The organism is Apibacter sp. B2966 (assembly GCF_011082485.1).
GTDB lineage: Bacteria > Bacteroidota > Bacteroidia > Flavobacteriales > Weeksellaceae > Apibacter.
The window spans coordinates 1,031,978-1,047,546 of sequence record NZ_CP049714.1; the positions used below are offsets into that span (position 1 = coordinate 1,031,978).

12 protein-coding genes are annotated in these 15,569 nt (G+C 31.1%); 5 read left to right on the forward strand and 7 right to left on the reverse strand.

Translation table 11 applies throughout. The features are described from left to right. Positions 1-51 precede the first annotated feature (51 nt). Positions 52-1,188, forward strand: a complete 1,137-nt coding sequence (locus tag G8C43_RS04405) for a glycosyltransferase family 4 protein (protein ID WP_160557097.1) — start codon at positions 52-54, stop codon at positions 1,186-1,188. Here the strand turns inward: G8C43_RS04405 and G8C43_RS04410 are convergent. From G8C43_RS04410 to G8C43_RS04440, 7 genes are all read right to left on the reverse strand, one after another. Then, complete coding sequence (locus G8C43_RS04410; protein ID WP_255490405.1) at positions 1,185-2,210, reverse strand: FAD:protein FMN transferase; 1,026 nt, start codon at positions 2,208-2,210, stop codon at positions 1,185-1,187. The two genes, G8C43_RS04405 and G8C43_RS04410, sit on opposite strands and share 4 nt — an antisense overlap. 26 nt (positions 2,211-2,236) lie before the next feature. After that, positions 2,237-4,435 carry a PepSY domain-containing protein gene (locus G8C43_RS04415; protein ID WP_166004437.1) on the reverse strand — a complete coding sequence of 733 codons (2,199 nt, stop codon included), beginning with the start codon at positions 4,433-4,435 and terminating at the stop codon, positions 2,237-2,239. A gap of 4 nt (positions 4,436-4,439) precedes the next feature. Further along, positions 4,440-4,922, reverse strand: coding sequence for a DUF2271 domain-containing protein (locus tag G8C43_RS04420; RefSeq protein ID WP_160541889.1), 483 nt, complete (start codon positions 4,920-4,922; stop codon positions 4,440-4,442). 6 nt (positions 4,923-4,928) lie between these two features. After that, positions 4,929-6,398: an ankyrin repeat domain-containing protein gene (locus G8C43_RS04425; protein ID WP_166004439.1), complete on the reverse strand. Its 1,470-nt coding sequence runs from the start codon at positions 6,396-6,398 to the stop codon at positions 4,929-4,931. A gap of 140 nt (positions 6,399-6,538) precedes the next feature. Then, positions 6,539-7,771 carry a DUF4374 domain-containing protein gene (locus tag G8C43_RS04430; RefSeq protein WP_166004441.1) on the reverse strand — a complete coding sequence of 411 codons (1,233 nt, stop codon included), beginning with the start codon at positions 7,769-7,771 and terminating at the stop codon, positions 6,539-6,541. A 30-nt stretch (positions 7,772-7,801) separates the two neighbouring features. Beyond that, positions 7,802-9,034 carry a DUF4374 domain-containing protein gene (locus tag G8C43_RS04435; RefSeq protein WP_166004443.1) on the reverse strand — a complete coding sequence of 411 codons (1,233 nt, stop codon included), beginning with the start codon at positions 9,032-9,034 and terminating at the stop codon, positions 7,802-7,804. Positions 9,035-9,048: 14 nt separating this feature from the next. Then, positions 9,049-11,430 carry a TonB-dependent receptor gene (locus G8C43_RS04440; protein WP_166004444.1) on the reverse strand — a complete coding sequence of 794 codons (2,382 nt, stop codon included), beginning with the start codon at positions 11,428-11,430 and terminating at the stop codon, positions 9,049-9,051. A 138-nt stretch (positions 11,431-11,568) separates the two neighbouring features. On the opposite strand from G8C43_RS04440, the gene G8C43_RS04445 reads away from it, so the two are divergent. From G8C43_RS04445 to G8C43_RS04460, 4 genes are all read left to right on the forward strand, one after another. Beyond that, complete coding sequence (locus tag G8C43_RS04445; protein ID WP_166004446.1) at positions 11,569-12,558, forward strand: helix-turn-helix transcriptional regulator; 990 nt, start codon at positions 11,569-11,571, stop codon at positions 12,556-12,558. Positions 12,559-12,749: 191 nt separating this feature from the next. Further along, on the forward strand, positions 12,750-14,018 hold the full coding sequence (gene serS / locus G8C43_RS04450) for a serine--tRNA ligase (protein ID WP_166004449.1): 1,269 nt from the start codon (positions 12,750-12,752) through the stop codon (positions 14,016-14,018). An 11-nt stretch (positions 14,019-14,029) separates the two neighbouring features. Further along, positions 14,030-14,449, forward strand: a complete 420-nt coding sequence (locus G8C43_RS04455) for a SufE family protein (RefSeq protein ID WP_160541882.1) — start codon at positions 14,030-14,032, stop codon at positions 14,447-14,449. A gap of 12 nt (positions 14,450-14,461) precedes the next feature. Further along, positions 14,462-15,460, forward strand: a complete 999-nt coding sequence (locus tag G8C43_RS04460) for a glycosyltransferase family 9 protein (protein WP_317164175.1) — start codon at positions 14,462-14,464, stop codon at positions 15,458-15,460. Positions 15,461-15,569 lie beyond the last annotated feature (109 nt).

Here is a 15,569-nt window from a genome sequence, read left to right on the forward strand (position 1 = left end):
AATATTGTAAAAATTTTTTAGACGTTATCGTAATTAAAAACCAATTCCTAAATGAAAATTGCATACTGTATAGGTAACATTCATAATTCCGGAGGAATAGAACGTGTGATTTCAATTAAGGCCAATTATTTGGTTGACAAAGACTATGAAGTTCATATTGTGGTTATATATCCATCTTCTCAAAAGCCTTTTTTCAACTTTGATTCCCGTATTAAATTTCATTATTTGAATTTGGATTTTGAAAAAGATAGGGGATTGAAAAAACATATTAATTTTAAAAAAAATAAAAAAATTTTTCTTCAAACAATCGGAAATCTTTTTCAGGAAATTAAGCCCGATATAGCTATTTCCACTTTTTGTAAGTATTCGAAATATATTTTTGAGTTAAATGATGGAAGTAAAAAAATTATTGAACGACATTTCGCTAAATACAAACGTGCGCAATATTATTCAAAATTGGATAATTATTTTCTAGGAAGAATCATAACGTATTTATACCGTAAAACAGATTATGATATTGGTAAGAATTTTGACCGATTTATAGTTTTAACGAATGAGGATAGAGAATCCTGGGGAAATACTCTTCCCAACCTTGAAGTAATTGAAAATCCACTTACTATATTACCTAAAACTCATGCATCTCTTGAAAATAAAATAGTAATTAGCTTAGGCCGATTAAACCAGCAAAAACAGTTTGATCATCTTATTGAAATATGGAACACTATTGTTCAAAAACATCCGGATTGGAAATTGTTACTATATGGTAATGGTGAGAAAAAAAGAGAGCTAGAAGAAATGATTGATCGATTAAATTTAAATTCCAACATTGAATTACATCCGGCGACTTCAGATATAAGTTCAGTTTTGCTAAATAGTTCCATTTATGCTATGACCTCTAAATATGAAGGATTTCCATTAACATTAATTGAATCTATGGTTCATGGAGTCCCTCCTGTTTCCTATACCTGCAAATGCGGACCTAAAGAAATTATCCATGATGAAGTAGACGGATTATTAGTTCCTTTTAATGATAAAGAAATTTTTGCTCAAAAACTCTCCTACTTAATAGAAAATGAAACTATTAGAAAACAAATGGGAAAAGCGGCTTCTGAAAATATTCTGCGTTATTCACAGGATATAATCATGCAAAAATGGATGAATTTGTTTCAACGTTTAGTAGAAAGTTAAAGTCGGGTTGCAGACTTTATTTTTTTATTATAAAATTCGACTTTTGTTTTAAAATACTTTGATTTACGGATTTTCCCCTTATCTGTAATAATGAGGCAAATATAATCCGGATATTGGTTAATGAGTTTGCGTCCGGCTTTTACTCCCAGTACCATTATTGAGGTACTGAATCCATTGGCCGTTTCTGCATTCGGACCTATCACACTAACACTTTTAATTCCTTTTACGGGATATCCCGTGCGAGGATCGATAATATGAGAATATTTTTTTCCTTCTAATTCGACATATTTTTCATAAGAACCGGATGTTGTGACGCATTCATCTTTAAGTGTAAAAAAACCTGTAATATCCGAAGGCTCAAAGGGATTAATTATTCCAATGTTCCAATATTCTCCATTAATTTTATGCCCCCAAACACTTATATCTCCTGAAGCATTGATTATCCCCGCTTTTACATTATTCTTCACCATTAGTTCTTTTGCTTTATCAGCTGCATATCCTTTTCCTATGGATCCAAATCCGATTTTCATTCCGGGAAGCTTTAAAAAGAGAGTAGAGTGTAAAGTATCTATAATGATATTTTTATAGCCTATTTTTTTTATGGATTCTTTGATTTGCTCCTCTGAGGGCACTTTTTTCATTGAACCGTCAAATTTCCAAATTTTATCCATAGCTGCAAAACTTATATCAAATGCTCCTTCTGTAATCTCTGAAATTTTAATTGCTCTCCGGGTAAGTTCCAATACTTCTCGATCTACTTTTACGGGTTGTATACCTGCATTTTGGTTAACCTTTGAAACTTGCGAATCAGGCTTCCAATCCGATATTAAATTTTCAATCCGTACTATTTCATCGATAGCCTTATCTATGTATTTTTCTGCTTGTAGGGAATCTTCTGCTAGTATTGAAAAATCAAACTTACAACCCATTAAAGTTGCTGTGCGGTTTCGTTGTACTTGCGAATTAATGTTTATGTAAGATAATACAAATAATGCTGCCAATAGTACATACTTCCCTCTCATATATTTACTATTTTTCTTGAAATTCATTAATAACAATCGGTTACAATTTGACCTTTTCTTTTGTAATCATTACATTTTTTTAGGCTATCTACAAAAACTACCTCATCCAAGACTTTTTCTACCTCCAGTTGCATTTGCAAAGCTCCACAAATCATGATTACTCCTCCCTCTTCCAATAAATTAACAAAAAAATTTCTGTCATTTTGAATTAAATCCATCACATATTTATTTTCTGTATCTGATGAATACGAAAAATTATATTGTTCTAAATATCCTTTATTCATTTGTTCCTTCAAAAAACAAATATATTGATCTACCATTTCACTTCGCTGTCTGAATCCGCAATACAAATAAGTTTTAACTTTGCTTAAATTTTGATCGATCATTCCTAAAAAGGGACCTATTCCTGTTCCATTGGCAATCATAACTACTTTATTTGCTTTTTCGGGAAAATGAAAAGAAGTGTTAGTTAAGATTTTCCCGTATATGGTATCTCCTTTTTTCCGATTTATTAAATATTCTGACGCCAAGCCGCTCGGATAATATTTTATTGATAACTGTATGTTATGATTGACTTTAGCTATGGAATAATATCTTTCCTTATTGTCTTTACAGGGATAAACAGCAAGGATATCTCCTGAAGTAAATTTTTGTTTACCGGGATGTATTTGTACTATAAAAGTTTCTTTAGAATCATTAGGTATGTAAACCTCCTCTATCTTCATTTTTATACGATTTTTGGGTTTACTTGTATAAAATTTGGCATCAGCATATAGTTTGATACCCGTTTTATTATTCCATTCTTTTATCCATGTTGTAAACTCATCTATTGATTGGTCGTTTACTGTGTGTAAATCTACTATCGGTTCGCTCCATGCCTCTTTTTTGATTTGTTCGTCTACAGTTTTAGCAAACAAACAGTAATCTTCATAGGATTTTGATCCAAACCCAACTACACTGAACTTAACGTTTTGGTTTTGTGGATTTTCTTTTAGAAGTGTTTCGAATTTACGCGCATTTGAAGGAGCATCTCCCAGTCCATAGGTTGAAGTTAAAATTAGTATATATTCCGCTTTTGGAAATACTTGGTACTTATTAAGCTCTGTTAGATAGGATCGATAATTTTGCGAAACCATTTGTTGATGAATTGAATGAGCCATGTTGAACGTACTTCCATTTTCTGATCCTACCAAAAGTATAATTTGACTATCTTCAGGTAGGTATTTATTTTTAAAATTACGTTTTCCTCTTTTCCAAGTTATTGTAAATCCTGAAACTATAAAAAACAATATATATACACCGGCTATAAAAAGAATGACAGCCCAAACTACATGAGTTCTGCCGGTATGAAGGTCTAAACTTAGAGTTGCTAATTTTTTTGAAATCGGATCATTAACTTGAGAGACAACCTCACCTGTTAAAGGACTGATGGTTAATTCTTTATCTTTTAATTTTATAATAAAATATTCGTCGGGATCATAGGAAAACGGAAATTCTATTTTACGAACTTCTGAAAGTTTAATTCGTGAAAAAAGAGGGATATCTTTATATAATAGTTTCTTTGTTGTAGTTTGATCTTGAGGGGAACGATAAATAATTTTCTCACCTTCTTTGGAAAAAAAATGAAACCTTTCTAAACATAGATAACTTCCGGTTAATGAAATTATACCAATAGGTATAAGCAGTAAACGTCCAAACAAAGTATGGTAATATTGAGAAAAAGATGCTTTTTTTATTTTTGAAAAAAAGTTGCTGAATTTTTTCTGTCTTTTTATTATAAGTATGCTTCCCGAAGTTGCTATTAAAAAAAGTAAAAATGAATTGATACCCACAAGTATGCGTCCGGTTTCATGCATAAACAGGGATCTATGTAATGAGGTAACCCACAAGATAAAAGAATTGTTTTTTTGAGGTTTTCCTATGATAGTTCCCGTTTTAGGGTTTATGTATCCTACTACCTCCTCCCCATTCGTATCGGTACCTTGTAATTTTACAAACGATTTTTCATTAATTTCCAATTCAGAAATTTCCTGAACAGTAGATTGTAATGCTGAAAGAGTCTGCGCGATACTAATACGATTTAAATCATGAATGCAATATGGTGACGTATTTTCTTCAATGGCATAAAAAGCAAGTATGGATCCCGTTATGGAAGCCATACTCAAAAATATGAAAGAAACTAATGCTAAAGTTAAGTGAGCATATCTCCAAATGGAAAGCGTCATTGAATTATTGAATCTTACTTAGTCTCACATAATTTATATATCCCGTTCCGGATATTTTACCCGTAAAGGCTTGAGAATTTAAAGGAATTTCCAGATCTTTTACATAATAATTTTGATCTTCAACAGCGGTTTCAAATCGGAGTTTATATCCCTTATCAATTTTAGAATCTTCAATTTCCAACGTGGTTATGCTACGGTCTCCGCCGGTTACGGATGCTCCGGTTTTAGCATCTATAGTTTTCTTTTTTGAATTGTATTTATGCCATTCTTTTAAGGTATTATACCATCTTTTATCTTCTCCCATTATATATAATGTCTTTTCATATTGACCTTGCGGAGAAATTAATGATACTACTATGTAGGCACCTTCTCCTATATAATTATTCATTTGAAGTAGACATTTATATTTATGAGTCTGTGCATGGCCCATAAAAGGCAACAACATTAGAAGTAAACTGTAAGCTGCTATTTTAATATTCATCTTCATAATAGATTATTTTAAGAAATCAACGGATACTTTATTTTGAGTTAAGATTTTGTTTTCTTTTGCTAAATCATAGGCTGTTTCTCCAAACTCTGTTTTTAGGTCTTTTTTTGCACCTAAAGATAGCAGATATTTCAAAATAGTATCGTCTTTAGCAATCATTGCGGCTCTTTGTAAAGGAGTTATCCCCTCGTTATTAGCTGTATTAACATCTACTTTTAATCCCGAAATTTTTTTAATCAAATTGATATCATTTTTACCGACTGCTAAATGATAGAGGGTATTGCCTTCTTCTTGTTTTGCATTAAAATCTACTCCTTTATCTTTTAGTAATTCTAAATTTGCATCAAAATCTTTATTTCTAGGATGATAGGATTGGATAAGATAATAAACCAAACTGTTTCCTTTGTTATCTTTCTGAATTATATTAGCTCCATTAGCAAGTAACAAAGCAATCATTTCCGGTGTACTAGATTTTACTGCTAACATTAGAGCACTTTCTCCCTTATTGTTAACTTCATTGATATTTTTAACTAAAGGTAAAAATACTTGTGTATTTTTAATATCTTTTCCTGAAGCACTTTTTATAAATGCTGTATTTCCTTCTTTATCTTTTTTTTGTGGATCAACCTTTTTAGAAATAAAATAGTTGATAATTTCTGCCTGATCAGGTTTTGTTGCAACTATATGAAGTACGGTTTGTAGATCGTCATTAACGACTAAAGGATTTAATTTTATATCTTCTACCAAATATTTAAAAACATCTAAGGTATTGGCTGTTCTCCGTGTAGCTTCTGCTGCCAGTAAAAGAGCATTGTTGGTGCTTTTTACCCCTCTTGTTTTCAATTTTTTTAGTAATTCTATATCGCCTTTTCTGGCCGCATAATCAAATGCTGTGCTTCCTTTATCGTCTGTGTCCAATAAAGAAAGACCTTTGGATTGTAAATAATCGGAAAGGTGAAGATCAGAATCATAGGGAATAGCTAAAAGCAAGATGGTTGCCCCGTTTTTATATTTTTGCTTAGGATTTAATCCGGCATCAAAAAACAAGCGATAGATTTCAACATCGGTTTGTCCTGCATTTGCTGCAAATACTAAAGGAGTGAGCCCGTGGGAATCTTCTAAATTGATATTGCTCTTTTTATCGATTAAATATTTTATTAATTCTGTATTTCCTTTTAAAGCTGCCCAATGTAAATAAATTCTGTTATCATGAGTTAATTTATTTATGTCATTTCCTTTTTGTTTTAACAGGTATTTAATAGTTTCTAAAGGGGCTTCATTTAGTATGGCAACTGTAACAGCGTCAAATTTGTTATCATTAAACTCATTCGGACTGTTACCTTTTTTAATTTCTGTTTCAACTGCTTGTAAATCGGGTTTATTTTTCCAAAAGTTATTATCTAACAAGGTATTATTTATTTGAGCATTCATCCAAATGGATGCCATGCAAAGGAGAGTTATGAAACTTCTTTTCATTTTTTTTATATTTTAAATGAGAGTACTATAATAGTAATTTTTTTTCAATAATACTTATATAGACTAAATAAAAACAAAATAGTTTAAAGCAGCTGAATAAATCAACTGCTTTTATTAAAAAATTATCTGAGTAAAATTAATTAATTTTTCAAGAAAGTGACCGCTCTAATATGCTCCTTATCATTGGAAAGTTCAAATCCTTTATTGGCTGTTGCCGTTACCGGATCTATGGCATATATGGCTGAATTTCCGCTAACCGGATTTAATGGTAAATATATTTTACCTTTATGTGCTAACGGCCATCCGTTACTTGACACTTGGGTATAGTCCGGAATTCCTTCTACCCATTTAAAAGATTTAGATTCCATTTTAACGACTGCAAAACGTGTTGCTTTGGAACCGTTTCCGGAACTTGTTGTTTCATTGTAAAATTCAAGTAAATAGTAATCTTTAGTAATCGGAAAAACTTTTCTGAATTTATATCCTCCTGAAGCAGTTTCAATATCAAAATAATAATTTGAATCGAATGTTTGAGAACCTTTATTAATTTTTAAAGCTCCTGCTTTTTTAGCAGTGGTATTTCCGGATCCAGCTCCTGAAAATACGTATACGTTGCCTGAACCATCCGACCAAATTTGAGAATATACAGCACCTTTCCATTGGCCTCCTGAAAAGCTTAGACGCGAATCGCTAATGACTGATTTAATAGTCATGTTATAATCCATCAAGGCTACATAAACATTATCTGAATTTGTATATTTAAATGCAGCAGCTATTTCGTTATTTCCTCTGTCTGCAATTCCTGTAATGGTGGGCTTCTTATCTTCTATCATATGTGAAGAAAGGTCGATCGGTTTATCTATCATTGATATATTATCTCCATTTCTTTCATACAGGAAGCTGTTGTCTTTATTGGATATGGCATAAATATATTTTCCAAAATTTCCTGTAACTGAAAATCTACCAATAATTATCGGACTTCCTTGTAATTCTTTCATTTTATCATCTGTGTCATATTTAAATGCTCTGCATCCCGATTTTCCTTGCCCTAAATCTGATCCGTTGGGATAAATAAATCCAACCAAGGTGCTTGCATTGTTTACTACGATCTGTGTAAAAGAACTGGTTGTTTTCACTGAATTAGAATTTCCTGAAATACTATCTTTACCGCTATCTAAATGATTGACAGTCAAAAAATAAGTTCCTGTACCTAATTTTCCACTCCCGGGAGCAGCAGCTATTACAAACTTATCTGCTTTAGTAGGAATGGGTTGTGTGGCTACCGTATTATCATCATCGCTACTACATGATATAGTCATGCATCCGGCCAAAAAGCTTACTAATACTTTTTGGATAAAATTTGTTTTTTTCATACTATATTTTATTTAAGAGTTTATTGAAATTTATTGTTTTTTTAATAGGGATAATCCCGTAATGCCATCTGCTTCAACCACTAATCCTGCTTTAGCTGAAGTAGTTTTAGGATCGATCACGTATACGGTAGGCTGCTCATTGGATGTGGTAACCGGCAGATATATTTTACCGTCATAACTTAATGGCCATCCCGTTGCCGTAATTTGTTCTTTAGATGGGAAACCATCTCTTAACCAATTAAAATTTTTGGTGCTCATTTTTAGAATTGCATATTGAGAGGCAGGGCTTATAATGTTATAGTCCAATTCGTTATAAAATTCTAACAGAAAATAGTCTTCCGTTATATGAAATACTTTACGAAATCGGTAGCCCCCTGATGCTTGTTCAATATTAAAATAGTAATCTTTATCGAAGGCAGTACTTCCTTTTTTTATACATAACGCACCCGCTGGTTTTGTGGTAGCGCTTTCGTATGAACCTGAAAATACATAGGTATTTCCGTTATCATCTTTTCCTATTTGAGAATACATGGCTGATCGCCATCTTCCTGCAGAATAACTGATTCTATCATCCGAATAAATTCGTTTAATATTTAAATTTGCGTCTAAAGCTAACACATGCACTTTATCGGGATCATTGGGACTAACGGCTGAGGTAAGAAATTCTCCATTTTCGGTATCAACAATTCCGCTAATCGTTGGATTATAACCGTTTCCAACTATATTATCGGTATGTAATGTTTTTTGGGTTATAGACATATTTGTTCCTTCTTGTTCTATAAAACTGAAGATGGCTCCTGTCGTTCCGTCTGCTAAAGCCTGTGATCCTCGTGCAGAAATCATATAATTTCCGAAATTTCCAACGGTATTATAACTGTTTACTTGAAATCCCATATCCTGATCTCCTTTTAATTTTTGAATTTTGCCGTTTGGAGCCAAAATGAAACAATATCCAACGTATGCCCCTCCTTGTCCGTATACCAGCCCTACTAATGATTTATAGTGGTTATTTATAAAATGTGTAAATACTCTTCCTACTTCCACGCCATTTCCCGATAGCGAGGTTCTGCCTATATCCAGATTATCGGAAGTTAACATATAGCTGGAACTGCCCATAGTTGCAGCAATAACAAATTTTTGTGTAGAAGAATCTGTTCCCGGATTTTCTGATAGGTTATCATTGTCATCGCTTCCACATCCCACTATGAAAACTGATAGTGCTGCTATTAAAAGGAATTTTCTTTTAAATGATCTATTTCTCATATTATTGATTTAATTTACTTTTTATGTGATTTTGAAAATGAATATCTTAGCTTGATATAGTAAGCCCTACCGGGCTTTTGTAAACTGTAGTTGTCATAAAGAAATTCATTGGTGATATTTTTAAGTTCCAATGAAACACTCAATGCACTTTCGTAGAGGGTGTAATTTATAATTAGATCATGTGATAGTTGTCGGGGTAAAGTGTATTTCGATTTTTTATTTCCCAAACTTTCCCAATTAAGATAAAATTTTTCAATAAAGTTGAATGTATAACCAATACTTAAATTATTTCTTCTTTTTACCAGATCGTTAATAAAATATGCTGCATCAATTGCGCCGAAAAAATAAGGTACATTGGGTATCCTGTCATTATAGGTAATATCTTTCCTGTTTCCACTTACGGAAGAATATCGCTCTTTATTCCTTAAATTTTGGTAAGTTACATTTCCTCCTAACGAAAATTTATTTCTGTAATAGAATTTTATTTCAGCATCTATTCCAATATTTTTTACTTTTCCGTGGTTGACATATGTTGCTGTTCCATAATGTTGTTCAATAATTCTTCGGATATAATCTTTAGTATCTCTTATATAACCACTGACATCAAAGTAGATAACATTATTATTTTTAAATTGTTTATTTAAAAGGATTCCTAAATTGTAATTCATGGAATTTTCAGCTTTTAAAACTGAATTTCCCAATTCTAATACTTCATCTCCAAAGAGTTCATTATCTGTGGGCAGACGGTATGCCTTTTCTAATGATCCCTTAAACTGAAAATCTTTCAAAAAATAAGTGACGGCTAAGCCATACCCGTTGGTGTTAAATTTTTCCGTGTTCTCAATATATTTTGTACTATTGGTTATGGTTGAAATATTTTTAGGACCTTTCACTTTTTGATAGTAATATTTACCAAAAACATTCGCATTCCATATATTTTTATAATTAAAACTATAAGAACCTCCTAAAATATTTTTCAAATTGGTTCTTCTCATAGTATCGCGCACGGAACCGATTTCCACTATAGAAACCCGATCGGATTTCTTTCTTTTGTAGCCGGAAAGAACATCATTTATAGCAAAGGAATGCATATCATTCCATCGATAAGTTAAATTTGCTGTTGAGGAATAGTTATCATTATAAAATTTTGAAAGAGAATAAATGCCTTCTCCTCTGGTTTTTTTGGGTACATAGTCTCCTAACCAATTGTATTGTCTGGCTGCCGTGTCCGTATTTTTATTATAATTTCTATTATAATTTGCTGTAAGTTTAAGATTTAATTTATTGATCAAAAAATTATTTTTTCCGTAAACTAAAGAAGGCATAACAGTTGTACCCATTCTTTTTTTCATTCCGTAAACAATTTCCATTAAATTGGCATTTTGTATATCGGAAAATTCTTGTCCTAATGTAATCCCTATTAGAAATTTGTCTGCCCATCGTTTCTTAATAAAGCCTAATTTTAAAATACCTGTTTCATTATGATATTTTCCATGAAATCTTTTGACCCAAAATTTTTCGGATGAAAAGACATTTGTTTTCAAATCCAATATAGAAGTCTTTACTTTGTAATTATTATCTGAATAATTTTGAAAAGCATTAAGTTGAATCGTAAATCCTGATTTTGAGGTATGGCCCATATTTAAATCGGTTCGGTAGGTATTAAATGAGCCGGAAGAATACGATAAATCCATATAGGTTTTAGTACTTTGAGCCGTCACAATGTTGATCACTCCACCTATTGCATCAGTGCCAAATTCAATAGGCACCACTCCTTTATATATCTCGATCCGATCCGCTATATTTACCGGAATATTGTTTAATTGAAAAGCAGAACCGAAACCCTGCATAGGAACACCATCCATGAATATTTTAACATGTTTTCCCGTAAAACCATTTAAAGAAATTGACAGATCCGAACCTACTCCTCCGGCTTCTCTTATTTTTACTCCGGGTGCTTTCTCAAGCATATGAGCTAAATCTAATGAGCTATTATAAAATGATTTAGCATCTAAAACTGTTACATTATACGGGGTTTCTTTTGTTTTTTGTAAGGCTGATTTTCCGATAATTACAACGTTATCGATATCGGTATAGGTGATAGGTTTAAGTTTAATGGATATATTTTTCTTTTCTCCTTTTTTTAAATAAACAGGAATACGTTGGGTTTCAAATTTAGGATTTGAAAACGTTAACCCATAGTTTCCCTCAGGAAGAATTATCTTATAATATCCTTTTTGATCGGTTTTAGTTATATAATCTATATTGTCTACCTGAACAGAACAATTTTCCAACACTTGGGTTTTAGAGGCAACTATTCCTTCTACTACTGCCATTTGAGAGTATAAACAGGTTGAAAATGAGCATATAATTAGAATATTAATAATTACTTTCATGGAGCAGTAAGTTTAAGACCTCAATAATTTTTTATTTCTTATTTTTGTTTAGACTAAATAAATATTATTTGCGAAAGTATAATTTTAGAACCATATAATAATATCATATTTGGTATAAAAAATAATATAAACAGTATCATGAATATTTATTCGGAAATAAATCAAGATCTTTTACTGACTATTGAATTGGAAGACAGATTAAATATTAATTCACCTATAATTACTAAGAAAAACCTTTTTAAAAGACATTTTGCCAGTGGTATTCAAAAAAGTATATATACCGGTGGCTTATGTATTCTTATTCAAAAATTTACTGTAGCGCATAATTGTATTCAAACATTAAATATTGAAAAGGATTACATTCAAGTATCATTATTATTACAAGGAAAAGCAACTATTGAATCTTCTAAAAATAAAACCATTTATGGTATTAAGCCCGGTATTTTACAAATGACTTATCAAAATAAAAATAATATAAAAATTAAGATAGATTCTTATGAAAAGATATTTTATTCTATTAGTATTTTCATATCTAAACCTTTTATTTTTTCTGTCTTAAAAAATGAAAAATGGTTTTTGGATAGTATTTTTTGTAAAGATATTCAAAGGAATACTTATTCTGATTTCAACAAAATAGTTTTACCGATAGATTTCAATATGCTTACCGTTATAAATGAATTAATTGAAATTAAAGATACGGGAGTATTTGGTCACAGTTATTATCAAATTAAGTTAAAAGAGTTATTTTTAAAAATCTTTATAAAATTATCAACCAACAAGAAAGAAATAAAGTCTATAAAAGAGGAAGATTTCAAAAAAATTGAACTAGCTAATGCCTATCTAACTACCCATTACGAAGAACCGCCTACCATTAACCGGCTATCTAAAATTATTCATTTAAATGAACTAAAATTAAAAACGGGATTTAAACAGGCTTATAGTTGTACTATTCATTATTATATTATACAATTACGGATGAAAAAGGCACTTCAAATGTTGAATAACCATTACCCAATAAACGAAATTGCACTGGCAACAGGTTATAAAAGCACTTCTCATTTTATAACCTCCTTCAAAAAAATGTTTGGAAAAACACCTAAACAGTATATCCTTGATGAGTCACTTTAGATTTTAAATAAATCGATCGTTTCTTATTTGAAAAGCTTTTTCGTACTTTTTCCATCTTATTAATTCTTTAAATGATTTTTATTAATCAGATATTTTTTTAATGTCTGAACGTATATTTAACTGAGCTTTTCTATTCCTTATTAGATATTTATTTTTTTACACTAAATTTGCCATTTAAAGTTTACATTCATATGTTACAGGTTGCATATATTAAAGATAATAAAGAAAAGGTCTTAGCCGGATTAAAAAAAAGAAATTTCGGCAAATTAGAGCTTATCGATGAAATTATTTCACTGGATGAATCCAGAAAAAAGATACAATTTGATTTGGATTCCCAGCTTTCGGAAATGAATAAAATTTCAAAAGATATCGGAGTTCTAATGAAAGAAGGTAAAAAAGATGAAGCCGAAAAAGCTAAATCACAAACTCTTTCTTTAAAAGAATCCACTAAAAAATTGCAACAAAATTTATCTGAAACAGAGGAAAAGTTAAAATTAACTTTATATGAAGTACCCAATATTCCAAACGATTTAGTTCCTGTAGGAACAAATGAAGAGGATAATCTAGAGGTATTTAAGCATACTGCACATGAAAATATTATAAACAATGCTTTACCTCATTGGGAGCTTACTAAAAAATACGATTTAATAGATTTTGAATTAGGAGTAAAAATAACCGGTGCCGGTTTTCCCGTTTATAAAGGAAAAGGAGCTCGATTGCAACGCTCTTTGGTTCAATATTTTCTAGACAAAAATACTGAAGCCGGTTATATGGAAATTGTTCCGCCATTTGTAGTAAATGAAGCTTCCGGATACGGCACCGGACAACTTCCTGACAAAGAAGGTCAAATGTATTATATTAATGAAGACAAATTATATTTGATTCCTACCTCAGAAGTTCCTGTAACCAATATGTACAGGGATGTATTGCTAAACGAAAATCAACTACCAATTAAATTAACTGCTTATTCTCCTTGTTTTAGAAGAGAAGCCGGTTCTTATGGTAAAGATGTTAGAGGGCTTAACAGATTACATCAATTTGAAAAAGTTGAAATCGTTCGAATTGAAAAATCAGAAAATTCTTATGAGGCATTGGATGAAATGGTTGAACATGTAAAATCTTTATTGGAGTCACTACAACTCACTTACCGAATACTACGACTATGTGGCGGGGATTTAGGCTTTACCTCAGCAATTACTTATGATTTTGAAGTTTGGTCGGCTGCTCAAGAAAGATGGTTGGAAGTTAGCTCAGTATCAAATTTTGAAACCTTTCAAGCTAATCGATTAAAATTACGATATAGATCAGAAGGAAAAAATCAGCTTTGCCATACACTTAATGGTTCATCTCTTGCATTACCTAGAGTTTTAGCCGCTTTACTTGAAAATCACCAATCGGAAGAAGGAATTAAAATTCCGAATGTATTAGTTCCTTATACCGGTTTCGACTTAATTAATTAAATATTTTTTCCATGACAATTTCTGAAATACAACAAGGACTTATAAATGAATTTAATTTATTTGACTCTTGGGAACAACGGTATGAATATGTTATAGAATTAGGTAAATCACTGCCCGAAATGCCTGAAAAAGACAAAACTCAAGATAAATTAATCAAAGGATGTCAGTCACAGGTTTGGCTAACTACTCGTTCGGAAAATGGTAAATTATTTTTTGAAGCAGATTCTGACGCCATTTTACCGAGAGGAATAGCTGCCATGTTAGTACGCATCTATTCAGGACAACCCATTGAAGACATTTTAAAATCGGATGAAAATTTTATTGAAGAAATAGGTCTTCAAGAATTTTTAACTCCTACTCGAGCTAATGGGTTATTGGCAATGATTAAACAAATTAAATACTACGCAATTGCTTACTCTGCAAAAAAATAATTAGTAAAAAAAGTGAGTAAGATCAAAGAAAAAATTTTAGTCTTTCGTTTTTCTGCAATGGGAGATGTCGCAATGACTGTACCCGTTATAAGAGAATTTATCGAGCAAAATAAAGATGTTGAGTTGCTGATAGTTACCCGCCATTTTTTTGCTCCCTTTTTTCAATCAATTCCTAATATAACTTTTATAGGTGTAGATATCGAAAACTATAATGGAATTTTAGGTTTAAAAAAACTTGCCGATGAATTAAAGGTTTACGAACCTACTATGGTAGCTGATTTACACAATGTCTTAAGAACTAAAATTTTAAAATTATTTTTATCTAAACATGTAAAAAAAATTGCTACCCTTGATAAAAATCGTAAAGAAAAAAAATTATTAACTCGAAGAAAAAATAAAAAACTTTATCCACTTCGCCCTGTATCCGAATATTACGCCGATGTTTTCAGAAGATTGGGATTTGATTTAAAATTATCTCATAAATTATCATCAAACCCTATAAAGAAGAAAAACTCCATAGGCGTTGCACCTTTTGCAAATTACAAGGAAAAAATGTTACCTTTAGATAAAATGAAAGATATTTGCATACATCTTGCAAAAGATGATTTCCAAATATATTTATTTGGAGGCGGAAAGGAAGAAACTGAAATTCTTGATTCTTGGCAGAAAATGCATCCAAATATTCATTCTTTATCAGGGCAAATTACCTTAAAGGAACAAATGAATTTAATTAGCCAATTGCCTTTAATGATAACTATGGATTCTGCCAATATGCACATATCTTCTTTAGTGGGAACCAAAGTTATTTCCATTTGGGGAGCTACTCACCCTTTTGCCGGTTTTTTAGGTTATGGTCAACAATTAAATGATGTGATACAAATAAATGATCTTTCTTGCCGACCTTGCTCGATTTTTGGAAATAAACCTTGTTATAGAAATGATTGGGCATGTACAAGAAATTTGGAATGTTCCTATATCTTAAATAAAATAAAAAGTCAAACTATTTTATAATTAGTATTTTTTTACTGTCTATATACCTAAAATTATTTCATAATAACAACAACTCTAATTACTTAGATTAAAAACTTACAGTATATCAAAAATTGATAACGTTCGATAA